This is a genomic window from Janthinobacterium aestuarii (assembly GCF_046113285.1).
Lineage (GTDB): Bacteria > Pseudomonadota > Gammaproteobacteria > Burkholderiales > Burkholderiaceae_D > Janthinobacterium.
This window is the reverse complement of record NZ_CP142524.1, coordinates 4,116,793-4,134,254: the sequence shown is the minus strand read 5'-3', so window position 1 is coordinate 4,134,254 and position 17,462 is coordinate 4,116,793. Positions and strand designations below refer to the sequence as shown.

The 17,462-nt window shown below is 61.9% G+C and carries 16 protein-coding genes and 2 tRNA genes; 11 read left to right on the top strand and 7 right to left on the bottom strand.

The window, feature by feature from the left end:
* The first annotated feature begins 5 nt into the window (after nucleotides 1-5).
* The 4 genes from cheD to OX462_RS18510 all read left to right on the top strand — a co-directional run bounded on the left by cheD (nucleotide 6) and on the right by OX462_RS18510 (nucleotide 3,028).
* Nucleotides 6-614 (top strand): chemoreceptor glutamine deamidase CheD, encoded by a 609-nt coding sequence (gene cheD, locus OX462_RS18525; protein WP_034758343.1) that lies wholly within the window; start codon nucleotides 6-8, stop codon nucleotides 612-614.
* Nucleotides 615-722: 108 nt separating this feature from the next.
* Complete coding sequence (locus tag OX462_RS18520) at nucleotides 723-1,793, top strand: protein-glutamate methylesterase/protein-glutamine glutaminase (protein ID WP_409026759.1); 1,071 nt, start codon at nucleotides 723-725, stop codon at nucleotides 1,791-1,793.
* A gap of 147 nt (nucleotides 1,794-1,940) precedes the next feature.
* Nucleotides 1,941-2,339 carry a chemotaxis response regulator CheY gene (gene cheY, locus OX462_RS18515; RefSeq protein ID WP_026132837.1) on the top strand — a complete coding sequence of 133 codons (399 nt, stop codon included), beginning with the start codon at nucleotides 1,941-1,943 and terminating at the stop codon, nucleotides 2,337-2,339.
* A 236-nt stretch (nucleotides 2,340-2,575) separates the two neighbouring features.
* Nucleotides 2,576-3,028 carry a hypothetical protein gene (locus OX462_RS18510; RefSeq protein WP_409026758.1) on the top strand — a complete coding sequence of 151 codons (453 nt, stop codon included), beginning with the start codon at nucleotides 2,576-2,578 and terminating at the stop codon, nucleotides 3,026-3,028.
* Nucleotides 3,029-3,190: 162 nt separating this feature from the next.
* Here OX462_RS18510 and panC read toward each other — a convergent pair whose 3' ends face one another.
* From panC to metG, 5 genes are all read right to left on the bottom strand, one after another.
* Nucleotides 3,191-4,030, bottom strand: a complete 840-nt coding sequence (panC, locus tag OX462_RS18505) for a pantoate--beta-alanine ligase (RefSeq protein ID WP_070219724.1) — start codon at nucleotides 4,028-4,030, stop codon at nucleotides 3,191-3,193.
* Nucleotides 4,031-4,084: 54 nt separating this feature from the next.
* On the bottom strand, nucleotides 4,085-5,017 hold the full coding sequence (locus OX462_RS18500) for a segregation and condensation protein A (protein ID WP_409026757.1): 933 nt from the start codon (nucleotides 5,015-5,017) through the stop codon (nucleotides 4,085-4,087).
* Between the two features lie 17 nt (nucleotides 5,018-5,034).
* Nucleotides 5,035-5,244: a DUF3460 family protein gene (locus OX462_RS18495; protein ID WP_230542219.1), complete on the bottom strand. Its 210-nt coding sequence runs from the start codon at nucleotides 5,242-5,244 to the stop codon at nucleotides 5,035-5,037.
* A 119-nt stretch (nucleotides 5,245-5,363) separates the two neighbouring features.
* A complete protein-coding gene (locus tag OX462_RS18490; RefSeq protein WP_096238395.1) occupies nucleotides 5,364-5,843 on the bottom strand; it encodes a GNAT family N-acetyltransferase in 480 nt (159 codons plus the stop codon).
* A gap of 19 nt (nucleotides 5,844-5,862) precedes the next feature.
* On the bottom strand, nucleotides 5,863-8,019 hold the full coding sequence (gene metG, locus OX462_RS18485) for a methionine--tRNA ligase (protein ID WP_409026756.1): 2,157 nt from the start codon (nucleotides 8,017-8,019) through the stop codon (nucleotides 5,863-5,865).
* Nucleotides 8,020-8,179: 160 nt separating this feature from the next.
* On the opposite strand from metG, the gene apbC reads away from it, so the two are divergent.
* The 3 genes from apbC to OX462_RS18470 all read left to right on the top strand — a co-directional run bounded on the left by apbC (nucleotide 8,180) and on the right by OX462_RS18470 (nucleotide 11,579).
* A complete protein-coding gene (apbC, locus tag OX462_RS18480; RefSeq protein WP_070219730.1) occupies nucleotides 8,180-9,268 on the top strand; it encodes an iron-sulfur cluster carrier protein ApbC in 1,089 nt (362 codons plus the stop codon).
* Between the two features lie 86 nt (nucleotides 9,269-9,354).
* The gene (locus tag OX462_RS18475) at nucleotides 9,355-9,762 is read left to right on the top strand and encodes a DUF4399 domain-containing protein (RefSeq protein ID WP_070312351.1); all 408 of its coding nucleotides are present in this window, start codon (nucleotides 9,355-9,357) and stop codon (nucleotides 9,760-9,762) included.
* A gap of 137 nt (nucleotides 9,763-9,899) precedes the next feature.
* Complete coding sequence (locus OX462_RS18470) at nucleotides 9,900-11,579, top strand: alkaline phosphatase family protein (protein WP_409026755.1); 1,680 nt, start codon at nucleotides 9,900-9,902, stop codon at nucleotides 11,577-11,579.
* Nucleotides 11,580-11,701: 122 nt separating this feature from the next.
* On the opposite strand, the gene OX462_RS18465 is transcribed toward OX462_RS18470, so the two are convergent.
* Together OX462_RS18465 and lysA are read right to left on the bottom strand one after the other, a co-directional pair.
* Entirely contained in the window at nucleotides 11,702-13,267 is a 1,566-nt protein-coding gene (locus OX462_RS18465) for a phospholipase D family protein (protein WP_409026754.1), read from the bottom strand.
* 63 nt (nucleotides 13,268-13,330) lie between these two features.
* Nucleotides 13,331-14,569, bottom strand: coding sequence for a diaminopimelate decarboxylase (gene lysA / locus OX462_RS18460; RefSeq protein ID WP_070288872.1), 1,239 nt, complete (start codon nucleotides 14,567-14,569; stop codon nucleotides 13,331-13,333).
* A 159-nt stretch (nucleotides 14,570-14,728) separates the two neighbouring features.
* On the opposite strand from lysA, the gene OX462_RS18455 reads away from it, so the two are divergent.
* From OX462_RS18455 to OX462_RS18440, 4 genes are all read left to right on the top strand, one after another.
* A complete protein-coding gene (locus OX462_RS18455; protein ID WP_070288873.1) occupies nucleotides 14,729-15,640 on the top strand; it encodes a LysR family transcriptional regulator in 912 nt (303 codons plus the stop codon).
* A 70-nt stretch (nucleotides 15,641-15,710) separates the two neighbouring features.
* Complete coding sequence (gene gltX, locus OX462_RS18450; protein ID WP_409026753.1) at nucleotides 15,711-17,117, top strand: glutamate--tRNA ligase; 1,407 nt, start codon at nucleotides 15,711-15,713, stop codon at nucleotides 17,115-17,117.
* Nucleotides 17,118-17,253: 136 nt separating this feature from the next.
* Nucleotides 17,254-17,329 (top strand) — tRNA-Ala (locus OX462_RS18445).
* Nucleotides 17,330-17,383: 54 nt separating this feature from the next.
* Nucleotides 17,384-17,459: transfer RNA gene (locus OX462_RS18440), tRNA-Glu, on the top strand.
* The last annotated feature ends 3 nt before the right edge of the window (nucleotides 17,460-17,462 follow it).

Genomic DNA, 17,462 nt, shown 5'->3' with positions numbered 1-17,462 from the left:
GAAATATGAGCCTGGAATCCAAAGAGCAATTCGCCACTAACGTCTATTACGACAGGACGTTCAACTGTGACGCCGCCAAGATCTTGCCTGGTGAGTATTACTTTACCAACAAGGACATGCTGATCGTCACCGTGCTCGGCTCCTGCGTCTCGGCCTGCATCCGCGACCGTGTCACGGGCCTGGGAGGCATGAACCACTTCATGCTGCCCGATGGCGGCAGCGATCCGAACAGCCCGATTTCCGCGTCGATGCGCTATGGCACCTACGCCATGGAAATCCTGATCAACGATTTGCTGAAGGCGGGCGCGCGGCGCGAGAACATGGAAGCGAAAGTTTTCGGCGGCGGCGCCGTGCTGCGCGGCTTCACGGCGATCAACGTCGGTGAGCGCAACGCGGCTTTCGTCATCAATTATCTGAAGGCGGAAAAGATGCGCGTGGTGGCGGAAGACCTCAACGACATCCACCCGCGCAAGGTGTATTTTTTCCCCCGCAGCGGCAAGGTGCTGGTGAAAAAGCTGATGCAGACGCATAACGATACGCTGGTACGCCGCGAACTCGATTACGCCAGCCGCCTCAAGGTCGCGCCGGTGGGCGGCGAGGTCGAGCTGTTCTGATACATATCGGACCAAACCTGCTGCGCATCGCGTTGTGCGGCTTGCGGCAGTGTGGTCCGGGTACTAATTTAATAAGAAACAAGGGCCGCAAGGCCTGGAAGGATAACTATGAAGATCAAAGTATTGATCGTGGATGATTCGGCGCTGATTCGCAGCGTCATGACGGAAATCGTAAACAGCCAGCCCGACATGGAAGTGGTGGGCGCGGCGCCCGATCCGCTGGTGGCGCGCGAGATGATCAAGCAGACCAACCCCGACGTGCTGACCCTCGATGTCGAGATGCCGAAGATGGACGGCCTGGACTTCCTGGAAAAGCTGATGCGCTTGCGCCCGATGCCGGTGCTGATGGTGTCGTCGCTGACCGAGCGCGGTTCGGAAATCACCATGCGCGCGCTGGAACTGGGCGCCGTCGATTTCGTCACCAAGCCGAAGATTTCCATCCAGAGCGGCATGCGCGAGTACACGGACATGATCGCCGACAAGATCCGCGCCGCCTCGAAGGCGCGCATCCGCGCGCGCACCCTGCCGTCGGCCGGCGACAAGGTGGCCGCGCCGCTGCCTGCGCTGCGCAGCCCATTGACGTCGAGCGAAAAGCTGATCATCGTGGGCGCCTCGACGGGCGGCACGGAAGCGATCCGCGAATTTCTCATGCAGATGCCGTCCGATTGTCCCGGCATCCTGATCACGCAGCACATGCCGGAAGGCTTTACGCGTTCGTTCGCGCGCCGCCTCGATTCGCTGTGCAAAATCTCGGTGCAGGAAGCGGCGGGCGGCGAACGCGTGCTGCCCGGCCACGCCTATATCGCGCCCGGCCATTCGCACCTGATCCTGACGCGCAGCGGCGCCAACTACATGACCAAGATCGACCAGGGTGAACCGGTCAACCGCCACCGTCCGTCGGTCGATGTGCTGTTCCGTTCGGCCGCGCAATCGGCCGGTAAAAATGCCGTCGGCGTGATCCTCACGGGCATGGGCAAGGACGGCGCACAAGGCATGTTGGAGATGAAGGCCGCAGGAGCGTATAATTTTGCGCAGGACGAAGCCAGTTGCGTGGTGTTCGGCATGCCGCGCGAGGCGATCGCTGTCGGCGCTACGCATGAGGTCGGTGCTCTGACGGCGCTGCCTGGCATGGTACTGGGACACCTGGCGGCGCATGGTATGCGTGCTTTGCGCGTGTAAGCCACGTTTTATATGATCTGAGGCAAGTTTGTTCGCCTAAAAGCAACGAAAATGCTATCCTACAACTTGCTGCCGTAGTGTCGACCATAATGTCGGCATTCATGTCGATATTATTAACAAACCGCTACAGAAACAACGGAGTTATTCATGGCTGATCCAAAGATGAAATTTTTAGTCGTTGACGATTTTTCGACGATGCGCCGCATTGTCCGGAATCTGTTGAAGGAACTGGGTTATGCCAACGTCGATGAGGCGGAAGACGGCGTGATGGGCCTGGCCAAGCTGCGCGCGGAATCGTTCGATTTCGTCGTGTCGGACTGGAACATGCCAAACATGGATGGCCTGACGATGCTGCAGCATATCCGCGCCGATCCCGCACTGGCCAAGCTGCCCGTGCTGATGGTCACCGCCGAAGCGAAGAAGGAAAACATCATCGCCGCCGCGCAAGCTGGCGCCAGCGGTTATGTCGTCAAGCCGTTCACGGCAGCGACCCTCGATGAAAAGCTGAACAAGATTTTCGAGAAGCTGGAAAAAGCCGGCGCCTGATCACGGCTTGATACCGATCAAGAAAAACGCTGCCCGTGCAAACCGGCGGCGTTTTTTTCGTCGGCTTGCGCCGTGCTTACCTCCAGCTCATCCCGCGTGTCCTTCGCTCTGACCGGATGAAATTGCGCAAAGGAATGAAATATTTCCCAGAGTTAACTTTACACGTCAAATGATTTGGCCCATGATCGCTGCAGTATTCCCCCTTTGTCCCCGACCCCGACAAGAAGGAGCGCACGATGCGCCGAGCACCCGCATTATTTTTCGCCTTGAGCACGGCCCTGTTGGCGGCCTGTGGCGTGAGCCTTGAGCAAACCGCCGTTGCGCCTGTCGCGTCTGTCGAAATGCAGGAGCCGCCCGCGCAGTCGCCTGCCGAAGCGGATGGCCGGCATGCCTATCTGCACCGCGTGGGTGGCCAGGATTATGTCAGCCTGAGCCAGCACGGCTCCGAGGGCGGCTTGCCGATCCTCACGGGCACGCAGCGCCATGCGCGCGCCATCCGCCTGCTGGCGGCCGATCCGGCCCAGGTGCGGGCCATCCTGCGCAGCCTGAGGCTGCCTGCGAACCAGCGCAAGCTGTGGGCGGGCGAGGAAATCGTGCTCGACGCGGCAAGCTATGACATGTTGCAAGCGGCACGCGGCAGCAGCAAGCCGCTGTTTGCCGAGCTCAAGCTGGTAGGGATGGAGAAGTAGGTAAAGCAACGGGGCCGAATGGCCCCGCTGTGACTGCGTTTAAAACATCTGACAAAAACCGTAGCGAGCGGCAGTGAGTTGTGGCCGAGAAGCGGAGCTGTGCTGAAGCACGGTGAGCACCGCAGGCCGCAAATCGCGACGCGCAGCAGGTTTTGTTGTATGTTAAATTTCCAGGTTGTCGATGAGTCTGGTCTGCCCCAGCTTGGCGGCGGCCAGCACCACCAGCGGTTCGCCCGCGGCCAGTTCGGCGGCGCTCGGCGCCTGCAGGTTGGCGCGCTTGCGCACGGCGATGTAGTCCGATTTCCAGCCGCGGCTGTTCAATAGCTGCATGCTGGCCTGTTCCAGTTCACCCACGGCCAGGTTGCCCTTGCGCACTTCCTCGGCCACGAAATTAAGACCCTTGAACAGTTCCGGCGCTTCCGCGCGTTCGCTTTCCGACAGGTACATATTGCGCGAGGACAAGGCCAGGCCATCGTCGGCGCGATAGGTTTCGGCGGCGATGATTTCCGTCGGCAGCGCGAACTGGCGCGCCATATTGCGGATGATCATCAGTTGCTGGTAATCCTTCTTGCCGAACACGGCCACGCGCGGACCCACGCACGAAAACAGCTTGGTGACGACCGTGCACACGCCTTCGAAAAAGCCGGGGCGGAATTCGCCTTCCAGGGTGTTGCCCAGGTCATCGGGCGGGCGCACGCGGTATTCCTGCGGTTCCGGGTACAGTTCCTTTTCCGTCGGCGCGAACAGCACGTACACGCCTTCCTTTTCCAGCTTGGCGATGTCGGCCGCCATGGTGCGCGGATATTTCTCGAAATCCTCGTTCGGGCCGAATTGCAGGCGGTTCACGAAGATCGAGGCGACGACGGGGTCGCCATGCTTGCGCGCCAGGCGCATCAGCGACAGATGGCCTTCGTGCAGGTTGCCCATGGTGGGGACGAACGCCGTGCGCAGCTGTCCGCTGAGCTGGTCGCGCAATTCTTCAATGTCGGAAATAATTTTCATGGATTGCTTTCGCTAAAACCCCGTTGTACGGTGGTCAGTGACAAAGGGAAGGGGTCAGGCGGGCGAATACGCCAGCCGGACGTAGATGGGGGCAAACGGTTCTGCCTGCGTGATTTCGATCAGGGTTTCCTTGGCCAGTTCCAGCAAGGCCACGAAGTTGACCACCACGACAGGCACGCCGCCGGCAATGTCGAAGAGCTCGCTGAACTCGACGAAGCGCGACGACTGCAAGTGGCGCAAAATGCTCGACATGTGCTCGCGCACGGACAGTTCCTGGCGGCTGATGCGGTGATGCTGGGTCAGCTTGGCGCGTTTCAGCACGTCGAGCCACGCCTGCTGCAAGTCCACCGGTTCCACGTCGGGCCAGGTGGGCGTCAGGCTTTGCTCGATGAAAATCTGCGTGCGCACGAAATCGCGCTCGAACTGGGGAATGGCGTTCAGGTCGTAGGCGGCCAGCTTGATCTGTTCGTACTCGAGCAGGCGGCGCACCAGTTCCGCCCGTGGGTCGCCGCCATCTTCCTCGACGTCGCTCTTGCGCGATGGCAAAAGCATGCGCGACTTGATCTCGATCAACATGGCAGCCATCAACAAATACTCGGCGGCCAGTTCCAGGTTGCGCACGCGGATCTGGTCGACATATTTCAGATATTGCAGGGTCACCTGCGCCATCGGAATATCGAGAATGTTGAAGTTTTGCTTGCGGATCAGGTAGAGCAGCAAGTCGAGCGGGCCTTCGAAGGCTTCGAGGAAGATTTCCAGCGCGTCCGGCGGAATGTACAGATCCGTCGGCATGCGCATCATCGGCTCGCCGTACAGGCGGGCGATGCCCAGCGGGTCGGCGGCGGGCGCCGCGTCCGTTACCTTGGCTGCAGATGCTGCAGGGTCGCCGCTGCCGTCGCCGTCAGCGACAGGTTCGGGCGACTCGATGACTGCGCCGGCACCGGAAGCGTCGGCTTCCGGCGTGACTGCAGACTCTTCAGGCAACATCGTGCCGGTTCCAGATCTTAGTTCTTGTTCTGGTAAACGTAAGCCTGTTGCTTGACGGCCGACGCCAGCTGGCGCTCCTGCTCATCGATGCTGATGGCCGGCTTGTCCCACAGCAGGGCGCGGCCCGCTTGCTGGCCCGCTTCCATGCCAGGGTTCTTGGCCTTCAGTTCGGCGATGAACAAGGTGTGGTCGGATACGTAGTTGTTGTGTTTTGCAGGCAGTTTCATATTCTCTTCTGAGTGTCTTATGGGTAAGGTCAGCCGGCCGTATTCTACCGCGCCGTGCCGCTTGGCGGGTTGTCGTATCGGCAAGTCCGGGGCGAAATTGCTAAAAATCAATAACGCAATCAATAACGTAACAAGCGCCGCATCACCATCGGCGCCGGTTCGGCGGGGTTGGCGTGCGAATATTCCAGTTCTTCGGCCAGGTCGAATTCGAAGGCCGCATAAAAATCGATCAGCTTGCGCTGGTCGCGCCGCACGGCCAGGCGCAATTCCTCTGCCTGGCACGACAGGCCATGATGAATGATGGCTTCCAGCAAATGTTGCGAGACGTGGCTGCCCCGGTAGGCGGGCAGCACGCCCATGCGCGAAATCTTCCAGATGGCGGGATCGCTGTCGAGCGGCATCCAGCGCAGCGAACCGGCTGGAATGTCGTCGATCAGCAACAGAAAACCGCCGCCGTGGCGCAGTTGCGCTTCCACCTGCTGCGCCGTCTCGTGGTGTCCACTGGACGAGGCCGCCACCTTGCCGGCCCACGCGGCGCGGGTCAGCTCGGCCATTAGTTGTGCATCGGCATTTGTTGCTTCGCGCACCACGATATTCATCATCGGTCCTTGTGGTGGCTTAACGGATGCGCATGCCAGGTTCGGCGCCCGGCCACGGGTTCAGGATGTAGATGCCCGGATTGGCCTTCTCGTCGGCGGCGGAGGCGGCCATGACCATGCCTTCGGAAATGCCGAACTTCATCTTGCGCGGCGCCAGGTTGGCCACCAGCACCGTCAGCTTGCCGATCAGTTCTTCCGGCTGGTACGCCGAGCGGATGCCCGAGAACACATTGCGCAGGCGGCCTTCGCCCGCGTCCAGGGTCAGGCGCAGCAGCTTGTCCGAGCCGTCGACCAGTTCGCAATTGACGATTTTCGCGATGCGCAAGTCGACCTTGAGGAAGTCGTCGATCTTGATCTCGGGCGCCAGTTCCTCGATGGCGGCAGCGGCGGCAGCAGGGGCCGCGGCGTCGTTCGCGGCGTCGCCAGCCGGTGCGGCGATGGTGGCGGCTGTTTGCGGCGCGTCAAACAGCGCTTCGATCATCTTTGCATCCATGCGCGTCATCAAGTGGCTGTAGGCACCGATGGTGCGGCCCAGCATGCTGTTCGAGACGGCGTCGCCGAACACTTGCGTATCCGCCCAGGTGAACTCGGCGTCGTTGAGGAACGATGCCACGTTCTTCGCCACGCCCGGCAGCACCGGCGACAGCAGGATCGTCAACTGGCGGAACAGGATCAGGGCCGTGGTGCACACGTCGTGCAGTTCGGCCGTCTTTTCGACGTCCTTGGCGAGGATCCACGGTTTGTTTTCATCGACATACTGGTTGGTGATATCGGCGATTTCCATGATTTCGCGCAAGGCCTTGCCGAATTCGCGGTTTTCAAAATGCGCGGCGATGCTGGCCTGGCGCTCGACGATGACGCCGTTGACGTCCACCGTCAACGCGCGGTTGATCCAGCTTTGCGCGCCTTCCGACAGCGTCGATGCCAGCTTGCCGTCGAAACGCTTGGCGATGAAGCCGGCGCAGCGGCTGGCAATGTTCACGTATTTGCCGATCAGGTCGCTGTTCACGCGGGCCACGAAATCTTCGCCGTTGAAGTCCAGGTCTTCCACTTTCGAGTTCAGCTTGAACGCGATGTAGTAGCGCAGCCATTCCGGGTTCATGCCCAGGTCCAGGTAGCGCAGCGGCGAGATGCCCGTGCCGCGCGACTTCGACATCTTTTCGTTATTAACCGTCAGGAAGCCGTGCACATTGACTTTCAGTTTGTCGATCACCGGGTGATTGGCAAATTTCAGCATGGCAGGCCAGAACAGCAGGTGGAACGAGACGATGTCCTTGCCGATGAAATGGATCTGTTCCGTCGTCGGGTCGTTCAGGAAGGCGTCGAAATCGATGCCTTTCTTGTCGCAATAGTTTTTCAGGCTGGCCAGGTAGCCGACCGGCGCGTCCATCCACACATAGAAGAACTTGCCCGGTGCATCGGGAATCGGGATGCCGAAGTAGGGTGCATCGCGCGAGATATCCCAGTCAGCCAGCTTTTCACCGGCTTCGCCCAGCCATTCGCTGACCTTGTTGACCATTTCGGGCTGCAGGCGGCCTGGCGTGTTGAGCCAATCCTTGAGGAATTCGAAGCAGCGCGGGTCGGACAGCTTGAAGAAATACTGTTCCGACGGTTTCATCACGGGCGTCGCGTTGGTGAAGACCGAGAACGGGTTGACCAGGTCGGTCGGCTGGTAAGCCGCGCCGCACACTTCGCAATTGTCGCCGTACTGGTTCTTGGCGCCGCATTTCGGGCATTCGCCCTTGATGTTGCGGTCGGCCAGGAACATGCCCTTGACCGGGTCGAAGAAGCGGTCGACGGTTTTTGTGACGATCAGGCCCGTATCGCGCAGCTTGCGGTAGATCGATTGCGACAGGTCGACGTTTTCCGGCGAATCGGTCGAATACCAGTTGTCGAAGGCGATATGGAAGCCATCGAGGTACTGGGCGCGGCCAGCGGCGATGTTGGCGACGAATTGCTGCGGCGTGATGCCTTCCTTTTCGGCGGCGATCATGATGGGAGTGCCATGCGTATCGTCGGCGCCCACAAAGTGCACTTCACGGCCGGCTGCGCCATCGCGTTGCATTCGCTGGAACCGGACCCAGATATCGGCCTGGATGTATTCCATGATGTGGCCAATGTGAAAAGCGGCGTTTGCGTAAGGCAGGGCAGTAGTGACGAACAGCTTGCGAGTCATGATTGATGCACTTTTGGGATGGATAATAGGACATTTTAACAGCGGAAAGGCAATATGAGCAGATGCAGCGCCGGCAAGTGATGCTTTTGCCGCCATCGCGCCATGCAAATTTGCGCTAGACTGCGCGTATTGCACATATGTAGTACACACGGAGATTTACATGAGCATCACAGTAGAAGACGTCAAGGCCGCGCTGGCCCAGGTTATTGATCCAAATACACATAAAGATTTCGTTTCCAGCAAAACCGTCAAGAATCTGAAGGTCGATGGCAGCGACATTTCGCTCGACATCGAACTGGGTTACCCCGCCAAGAGCCAGATCGACCTGATCCGCAAGTCCGTGCTGGCCGCGTTGCGCGTGCTGCCGGGCGTGGGCAACGTCAGCGTGGGCGTGTCGTCGAAGATCATTTCGCACACGGTGCAGCGCGGCTTGAAGCCGATGAGCAACGTGAAAAACATCATTGCCGTCGCTTCCGGCAAGGGCGGTGTTGGCAAATCGACCACGGCCGTCAACCTGGCCCTGGCCCTGGCTGCCGAAGGCGCCACCGTCGGCATGCTGGACGCCGACATCTATGGCCCGTCGCAGCCGATGATGCTGGGCATCAGCGGCCAGCCGAAGACGCTGGACGGCAAGAGCATGGAGCCGATGGAAAACCACGGCCTGCAAGTGTCGTCGATCGGCTTCATGATCGACCCGGACGAGCCGATGGTGTGGCGCGGCCCCATGGTCACGCAAGCCTTGCAGCAGTTGCTGGACCAGACCAACTGGCGCGACCTCGATTATCTGATCGTCGACATGCCGCCAGGCACGGGCGACATTCAATTGACCCTGTCGCAGAAAGTGCCCGTCACGGGCGCCGTGATCGTCACGACGCCGCAGGACATCGCGTTGCTGGACGCGCGCAAGGGTCTCAAAATGTTCGAGAAGGTCGGCATCCCGATCCTCGGCGTGGTGGAAAACATGAGCACGCACATCTGCTCGAACTGCGGCCATGCGGAAGAAATCTTCGGCGCCGGCGGCGGCGCGAAGATGTGCGCGGACTTCGGCGTGGAATTCCTCGGCGCCTTGCCGCTGACCATGGCGATTCGCCAGCAGACGGATTCCGGCACGCCGACCGTCGTGGCCGAGCCGGAAGGCCCCGTCGCCGTGATCTACAAGCAGATCGCCCGCACCATCGCCATCAAGGTGGCGGAAAAGGCGAAGGATATGACCAGCAAGTTCCCTAGCATCGTCATCAAGAACGATTAAACGTTGGACTTCGCGCTCCCATGCGCCAGTATCAGCAGGAATATGGTTTCATGCAGTCCGTATTGTTATTAACAAGAGGAGACATCATGCAATTGACTACCGTATTTCTGCGCCAGGCCGCAGTCCTGCTTGCCGGCAGCCTGCTGGCCGCCAGCGCCTTCGCCCAATCCGTTTCCTTCGTCGAGCCAGCCGATGGTGCGACGGTGACGAGCCCGTTCAAAGTGAAATTTGCCGTCAGCGGCATGGACGTCAAGCCGGCCGGCGACATGACGGCCAAGACGGGCCACCATCATCTGCTCATCAATACGGGGCCGATGAAGGCGGGCGAGATGATCCCCATGGATGACAAGCATTTGCATTTTGGCAAAGGTCAAACGGAAACGGACGTCACCTTGCCGCCGGGCCAGTACACGCTCACCATGCAGTTCGCCAATGGCGCGCACCAGTCGTATGGGCCGGAGTTAAGCAAAAGCATCAAAGTGACGGTCAAGTAAGTCGGATATATTGTCTGTTGCGGCACAGGCCGGGTTCCAGCGATGGGGCCCGGCCTTTTCATATTGTTGCTTCTTGTCATTGTTGTGTCATATAGTCGGCGTATGCTGCCCGGTGGCCTAACTTTTGATGAGTGGATATGACGAAACATTTCTCCCTTTCCCGGCAGCTGGCGCAGGCGCTGCTGCTGGTGACGAGCGTGGCGGCTTGCCAGGCATATGCGGCCAAGGCCGTACCCTCGGCTGCGGCGCAGCCGAAGCTGGTCGTGGTGCTGGTGGTCGACGGTTTGCCGCAGGAGCAGGTGACGCGCTACCGCGAGCAGTTCGGCCAGGGCGGTTTCCGCCGCCTGCTGGAGCAGGGCGCGTGGTTCAGCGATGCGCACCAGGCGCATGGCATCACGGTTACCGCCATCGGCCACTCGGCCGTGCTGTCGGGCGCCTACCCGTACCAGCATGGCGTGATCGGCAATAACTGGATCGATCCCGTCACGAAAAAGTCCGTGTATTGCACCGAGGATGGCAATTTCCATTACATCGGCGAAGAGACGAAGCCGGACGACGGCACCGCGCCGACCAAGCTGCGCGTGAGCACCCTCGGCGACGAGCTGCGCTATGCCACGGGCGACAAGGCCAAGGTCGTCACCGTGTCGGGCAAGGACCGCGGCGCCATCCTGCTGGCCGGGAAAACGGGCACGGCCTATATGTACATGGAAAAGACGGGCAACTTCGCCAGCAGCACCTATTACATGCAGCAGCATCCGCAATGGGTGCAGCGCTACCAGGCGGCCAAACCGCAGGACCGTTATTACGGCAAGAGCTGGACGCCGCTGCTGGCCGACGGGGCATATGTCAACGATGCGCGCGACGATCTGGTGGCGGCCAAGCCGGGCACGCGCAATACCTTCCCGTTCGCCTATTACAGCGACAGCGGCAAGCTCGACGGCGAGTACTACAGCCGCTTGAAGTCCGGTCCCTTCCTCGATGAACTGACCCTGGAATTTGCCCGTGCCGCCATCGACGGCGAGAACCTGGGCCGCAACCCGGCCGGCGTGCCCGACATCCTGGGCGTGAGCCTGTCCGCGCACGACTACGTGAACCATGCCTACGGCCCGGAAAGCAAGATGTCGCACGACCACCTGCAGCGCCTGGACCGCATGCTGGCCGGCTTCTTTCTTGATCTCGATAAAAAAGTCGGCATGGACAACGTGCTGGTGGTGCTGACGGCCGACCATGGCTTTGCCAACGTGCCGGAATTTACGGAAGCGCGCGGCGGCTTTACGGCCAAGCGCATCGACGGCGACAAGCTGGTCGCAAGCCTGAACCAGCACCTGGCGACAAGCCTGGGCATCGATAAGCTGGTGACGACGTCGTCGCTGCCGAATATCTACCTCGATTACGCGCTGGCGGAAAAGGGCGGCGTCCATCGCGCCGCGCTGGAAGACGCGGCGGCCCGCTTCCTGCTGCAGCAGGACGGCCTGGCGCAAGTCTATACGCGCACGCAGATGGAAACAGGCGCCGTGGCCACGCGCATGGATACCCTGATGCGCCGCGCCTGGAACCGCCAGCTGTCGGGCGACCTGATGGTCGTCACAAAACCGGCCTGGTACTTCGGCAAGGGCAGCGGCGGCACTTCGCACGGCACGCCGTACACGTATGACACCAACGTGCCGCTGATGGTGTTCGGCCCCCGCTGGATCAAGCCGGGCGCCTATGGCCAGTACGCGGAAGTGGTCGACATCGCGCCGACCCTGGCGCATCTGCTGCGCATACGCCAGCCGTCCGCGTCGGAAGGGCGGATTTTGACGGAGGCGGTGCGCTAAGGGCGGTGCTGCGCGCTTGTCGGCTTACGCGCTTTGCGCTAACCCGACCTACGATGACCTCGTAGGTCGGATGACGCGGGGCGCAGCCACGCGTCATCCGACAACATCGTCGGCAAAACCGCTTACAGCAGCCAGTCTATCGGCAGCACCGACAGAATCGCCACTCCCATGCGCTTCCACACGCTGGTGCCCGGTTCCGTGTCGTAGCGCGTGGCGGCGCCGCTGGCGTCGCGGGCGATCCAGTACAGCGCGCCGTCGTCGCCAAGCAGCACCTGGTAGGCGCGCTGCGGGATGGTGGTGCGCATGGCTAGCCCCAGCTGGCTGGCCAGCGCGGGGCTGTCGATGACGAGGCCCATTTCCGTATTCAATTCGATCGAGCGCGGATCGAAATTGAACGAGCCGACAAAGATGCGCCGGTCGTCGACGGCAAAGGTCTTCGCATGCAGGCTCGATGCGGAGCTGCCGAAGCGGCCCGGCTGTTCGCGCGCGTCGCCGGCCTCCCACGAGCGGCGCGACTCGTACAGCAGCACGCCCGCTTCCAGCAGCGGTTTACGCCATTTTGCATAACCCGCATGCACGGCCGCCACGTCGGTCGCTTCCAGCGCGTTCGTCAGGATGCGCACGCCCACGCCTTTTTTCGCCAGGTCGGCAAAGGCTTGCGTGCCGGACTTGCCGGGCACGAAATACGGCGATACCAGATCCACTTCCTTTTCCGGCACATCGAGCAGGTTTTGCAGGTTTTCCGCCACGCGCGTGCCGGGCCTGGCCTGGTCCAGCACCTTGGCCGGGTCGTCGCTGACCATGCGCGTCCTTGCCCATTCGAAGGGCAGGGTGCGTTCCATCATCTGCTTGACGAAGGGCGAGGTGCGCAGCGCCTGCACGTATTCTTCGGCCGCCCTGGTGTCGTCGATGCGGTCCGCCTCGGCGGCGATGGTGGCCGCGTCGCCATCGACAGGGCTGGTCAGCAGCATTGCGGCCGGGTAGGCCGAGGCGCTGTTCCAGTAGCGGTCGAAATCCTGCGAGACCTCGCCGACGACGGGGCCGATGGCCAGCACGTCCAGGTCGGCGAACAGCACATCGCCGGCCGCGCCGAAGTATTCATCGCCCACGTTGCGCCCGCCCACGATGGTGGCGTGGTTGTCGGCCGTGAACGATTTGTTGTGCATGCGCCGGTTGAGGCGCGAAAAATCGGTGGCGAAGGCCAGCGCGCGCGGCGCGCGGGGCACGAAGGGATTGAACAGGCGGATTTCCAGGTTCCGCTGCTTGCCCAGCATGGACAGGGTCTGGTCCAGGCCCGCCGTGTTGTTATCGTCGAGCAGCAGGCGCACGCGCACGCCCCGTTCGGCCGCCTGGCGCAAGGCATCGAACAGCAGGGTGCCCGTGATGTCCTTGTGCCAGATGTAGTACTGCACGTCCAGGCTGCGCTGGGCGGCGGCGGCCAGCAGGGCGCGCGCGGCAAAGGCGTCGCGCCCGTCGACCAGCGGGTAAATGCCGGACACGCCGGGATGCTGCGCCACCATGGGCGCAATGGCCGTGGCCAATTGGGTGTGGTGTGTGTCGGCGATGACGCTGGAGGAGATGCGGCCGTCCAGCGAGGGCAGGGAAGCGCACCCGGCGAGGACGGCGGACAGCAGCAGCGGCAGAAGCAGCCGGGTGGCGCTGCGGAAGGGAAGTGCTTGGGCGGGCATGGCGGGCTTTCATCGAGTTGCCCCGATGTTAGCAGATGCGCATGCCCGCACGCGGGCGAGGATTTACAGTTGTTCCAGCGCGATCAGCTCGGCAACCGTCTGGCGCCGGCGGATCAGGCGGGATTGCGCCCCATCGACCAGGTATTCGGCTGCATGCGGGCGGCTGTTATAGTTCGACGACATCGACGCGCCATACGCGCCCGCGCCTTCGAAGACCACATAGTCGCCCACCTGCGCTGCCGGCAGCTGCCGGGTTTCCACCACGCCGCCATCGCGCTGGGTGAAGACGTCGCCCGATTCGCACAGGGGGCCGCCGACGACGGTGGCGTGCTGCTCATCGAGAGCGCGGCCGTCGTGCGCGATCACCGACATTTCATGGTAGCTGCCGTACATGGCGGGGCGCATCAGTTCATTGAAGCCCGTATCGAGCAAGGTGAAGTGCTTGCCGCCCATTTGCTTGGTGGCGCGCACTTCGGCCACCAGCAGGCCCGCATCGGCCACGAGGAAGCGGCCAGGTTCGATTTCCAGGTGCACGCGATGGCCCAGGTGCGCCTCGATCTGCTTGCGCGCCGCATCCCACAGCTGGAAGTAGTGGTCCGTGTCGACTGGTTGCTCGCCTTCGCGGTACGGCACGGACAGGCCGCCGCCCGTGGAAATGGCTTCGATGTCGTGGCCCATGTTCTTGACCAGGTCGACCATGGTGCCGCAGACGGTTTCCAGGTGGCTGTAATCGACGCCCGAGCCGATGTGCATGTGCAGGCCCACCAGGTGCAGTCCGTGGGCGCGAATGACGGCCAGCGCCTCCGGCAGCTCTTCGTACCAGATGCCGTGCTTGCTGTTTTCGCCGCCCGTATTCGTCTTGTTGCTGTGGCCATGGCCATAGCCGGGATTGATGCGCAGCCAGACGCGGTGGCCGGGCGACACGGGGCCCAGCTGGCGCAGCATGTCGACGGAGCCGCAATTGACTTCAATTTTTGCCGCCGCCACGCGCGCCAGGGCGGCGCGGTCGAACAGGTCGCAGGTGAACACCAGGCCGGCGGCGCCGTTCGTTTGCGCCGGCGTAAAGCCTGCCTGCAGCGCGCGTTCGATCTCGCCCAGCGAGACGGCGTCCACGTGCACGCCTGCTTCGCGCATCAGGGTGAGCAAATGGATGTTCGAGTTGGCCTTTTGCGCGAAGCGCACGGTGTCAAATTGCGCCAGCTGCGCGATGCGCGCGCGGATGGTGGCCGCGTCATACACCCACAGGGGCGTGCCGTGTTCCTGGGCGAGTTGGGCGAGGGTGGCGTCTGGCACTGGTTTCATGGCGGTGGTCTTTATTATGTGATGGGTGGCGTCGGAGGTGGTGTCGGATTACGCGGGCTTTGCCCGCTAATCCGACCTACGATGCTGTCCATGATGGGGGTTTTCTGTGTAAACATAAAATATCCATTTAAGGTGACCTTATTCATTTATGATATGGGTATGACTATCTCATTGCGCCACATCGAGGTTTTTCGCGCCATCATGACGACGGGCAGCGTGACGGCCGCCGCCGCCATGCTGCACACCTCGCAGCCCACCGTCAGCCGCGAGCTGGCGCGCCTCGAACATTTGACGGGATTGACCCTGTTCGAGCGCGAACGGGGGCGTCTGCGCCCCACGGCCCAGGCGCTGCAGCTGTTCGAGGAAGTGCAGCGCGCGTACTTCGGTCTGGAGCGCATCGTCAGCACGGCGGCGGCCCTGCGCCAGTTCGACCAGGGACAGTTGTCGATCGCCTGCCTGCCCGTGTTTTCCCAATCCTTGCTGCCGCAGGCGTGCAAGCGCTTCGTCGCCGATTTTCCCAAGGTGAGCATCAGCATCACGCCGCAGGAGTCGCCGCTGCTGGAAGAGTGGCTGTCGGCGCAGCGCCACGATATCGGCCTGACGGAAGTGGGCAATGCGCCGCCGGGCACCGTACTCGATACCTTGATGTCCGTCGATGAAGTGTGCGTACTGCCCGACGGCCATCCATTGGCAGGCAAGATGACCTTGGTGCCGGCGGACTTCGCGGGCCAGCCTTTCATCAGCCTGGCCGCCGTCGACCCCTACCGCCAGCAGATCGACGCCATCTTCGCGCAGGCTGGCGTGGAGCGGCGCATGGCGCTCGACACGCACAGCGCCGCTTCCGTCTGTGCCATGGTGCGCGAAGGCGTGGGGCTGGCCATCGTCAATCCGCTCACGGCGCTCGATTATGCGGGGCAGGGCTTGCAGATCCGTCGCTTTGCCGTGTCCCTGCCGTTCACCGTGAATCTCGTGAAACCCTTGCACCGGCCCCTGTCGCAGCTGGTGGCCCTGTTCGAGCAGGCGCTGCATGCGCAGGCGGACGAGGTGAAAAGGCGCTTGCTGCAGCTGTGACGACGCTTGTGGAGCGGCGGCGGTCAACAGAGTAAAATGGCGTTTTACTTATTCAAGCCTGATTACTTCGATGACCACAAACGCTACTCCCGTCCGTACCCGTTTCGCTCCCAGCCCGACCGGCTATCTGCACCTGGGCGGCGCCCGCACCGCTTTATACAGCTGGGCGTATGCCCGCCATTTCGGCGGCACCTTCGTGCTGCGCATCGAAGACACGGACGTGGAGCGTTCCACGCCGGAAGCCGTGCAAGCCATCATCGAAGGCATGAAGTGGCTGGGCCTGGACCACGACGAAGGCCCGTTCTACCAGATGCAGCGCATGGACCGCTACCGCGAAGTGGTGGCGCAGATGCTGGCCGAAGGCACGGCGTACCACTGCTACTCGTCGCCGGAAGAAGTCGAAGCAATGCGCGAGCGCATGCGCGCCGCCGGCGAAAAGCCACGCTACGACGGCACCTGGCGCCCGGAACCGGGCAAGACCCTGCCGGCCGTGCCAGCGGACCGCAAGCCCGTCGTGCGCTTCAAGAATCCGCTCGATGGCGACGTGACGTGGGACGATGTGGTCAAGGGCACGATCACGATCTCGAACCGCGAACTGGACGACCTGGTGATCGCCCGTCCTGACGGCACGCCGACGTACAACTTCTGCGTGGCCGTCGATGACTGGGACATGGGCATCACGCACGTGCTGCGCGGCGACGATCACGTCAACAACACCCCGCGCCAGATCAACATCCTGCGCGCCATCGGTGCACCGCTGCCGCTGTACGGCCACCTGCCGATGATTTTGGGTTCGGACGGCCAGAAGATGTCGAAGCGCCGCGATGCCGTCAGCGTGATGGATTATCCGGCGCAGGGCTTCCTGCCTGAATCGATGCTGAATTACCTGGCGCGCCTGGGCTGGAGCCATGGCGACGATGAAGTCTTCTCGGTGGCGCAGTTCTGCGAGTGGTTCAACCTCGAGCACCTGACCAAGTCGGCCGCGCAGTTCGACCTGGAAAAGCTCAAGTGGCTCAATAACCAGTACATCAAGCAGGCCGACAATACCCGCCTGGCCGACCTGGCGCGTCCGCAAATGGTCGCCGCCGGCGCCGTCTTCGAAGGCGCGCCGGACCTGGCGCAAGTGCTGGGCATGATGAAAGAGCGCGCCAACACGGTCAATGAACTGGCTGACGCTTCGATGCTGTTCTTCCGCGAGCCGCAGCCGGAAGCGGAACTGGCTGCGCAGCACATCACGGATGCCATCAAGCCCGTGCTGGCGCAGTTTGCCGAGCGCATCGCCACGGTGGAGTGGAGCAAGGAAGCCGTGGCCGCCATGATCAAGGAAGTGCTGGCCGCCAATACCATCAAGATGCCGCTGCTGGCCATGCCTTTGCGCCTGATTCTGACGGGCCAGCTGCAGACGCCGGCCATCGATCAGGTGGTGGTCATGTTCGGCCGCGACACCGTGCTGGCGCGCCTGGCAAAGTGGCTGTAATCGCTGTTCTGAAATAAGCGCTGGAATAGCCGTAAAAATAGAGTGCGGAAACCGCCCCTATGAAAAGTTGCTCATAGACGAAAAAGGGTATTTGCAGAGTGAAACTTCTTTGCTATACTCTTGTTTCTGCACCAACGGGGGTATAGCTCAGCTGGGAGAGCGCTTGCATGGCATGCAAGAGGTCAGCGGTTCGATCCCGCTTACCTCCACCAGCAGCAATGATGTTGCTTGTTGAAGTGGTGCAGATGTTGTTTGGAAGTTCCGCGGTCCCCATCGTCTAGAGGCCTAGGACATCACCCTTTCACGGTGAGTACAGGGGTTCGAATCCCCTTGGGGACGCCAGGT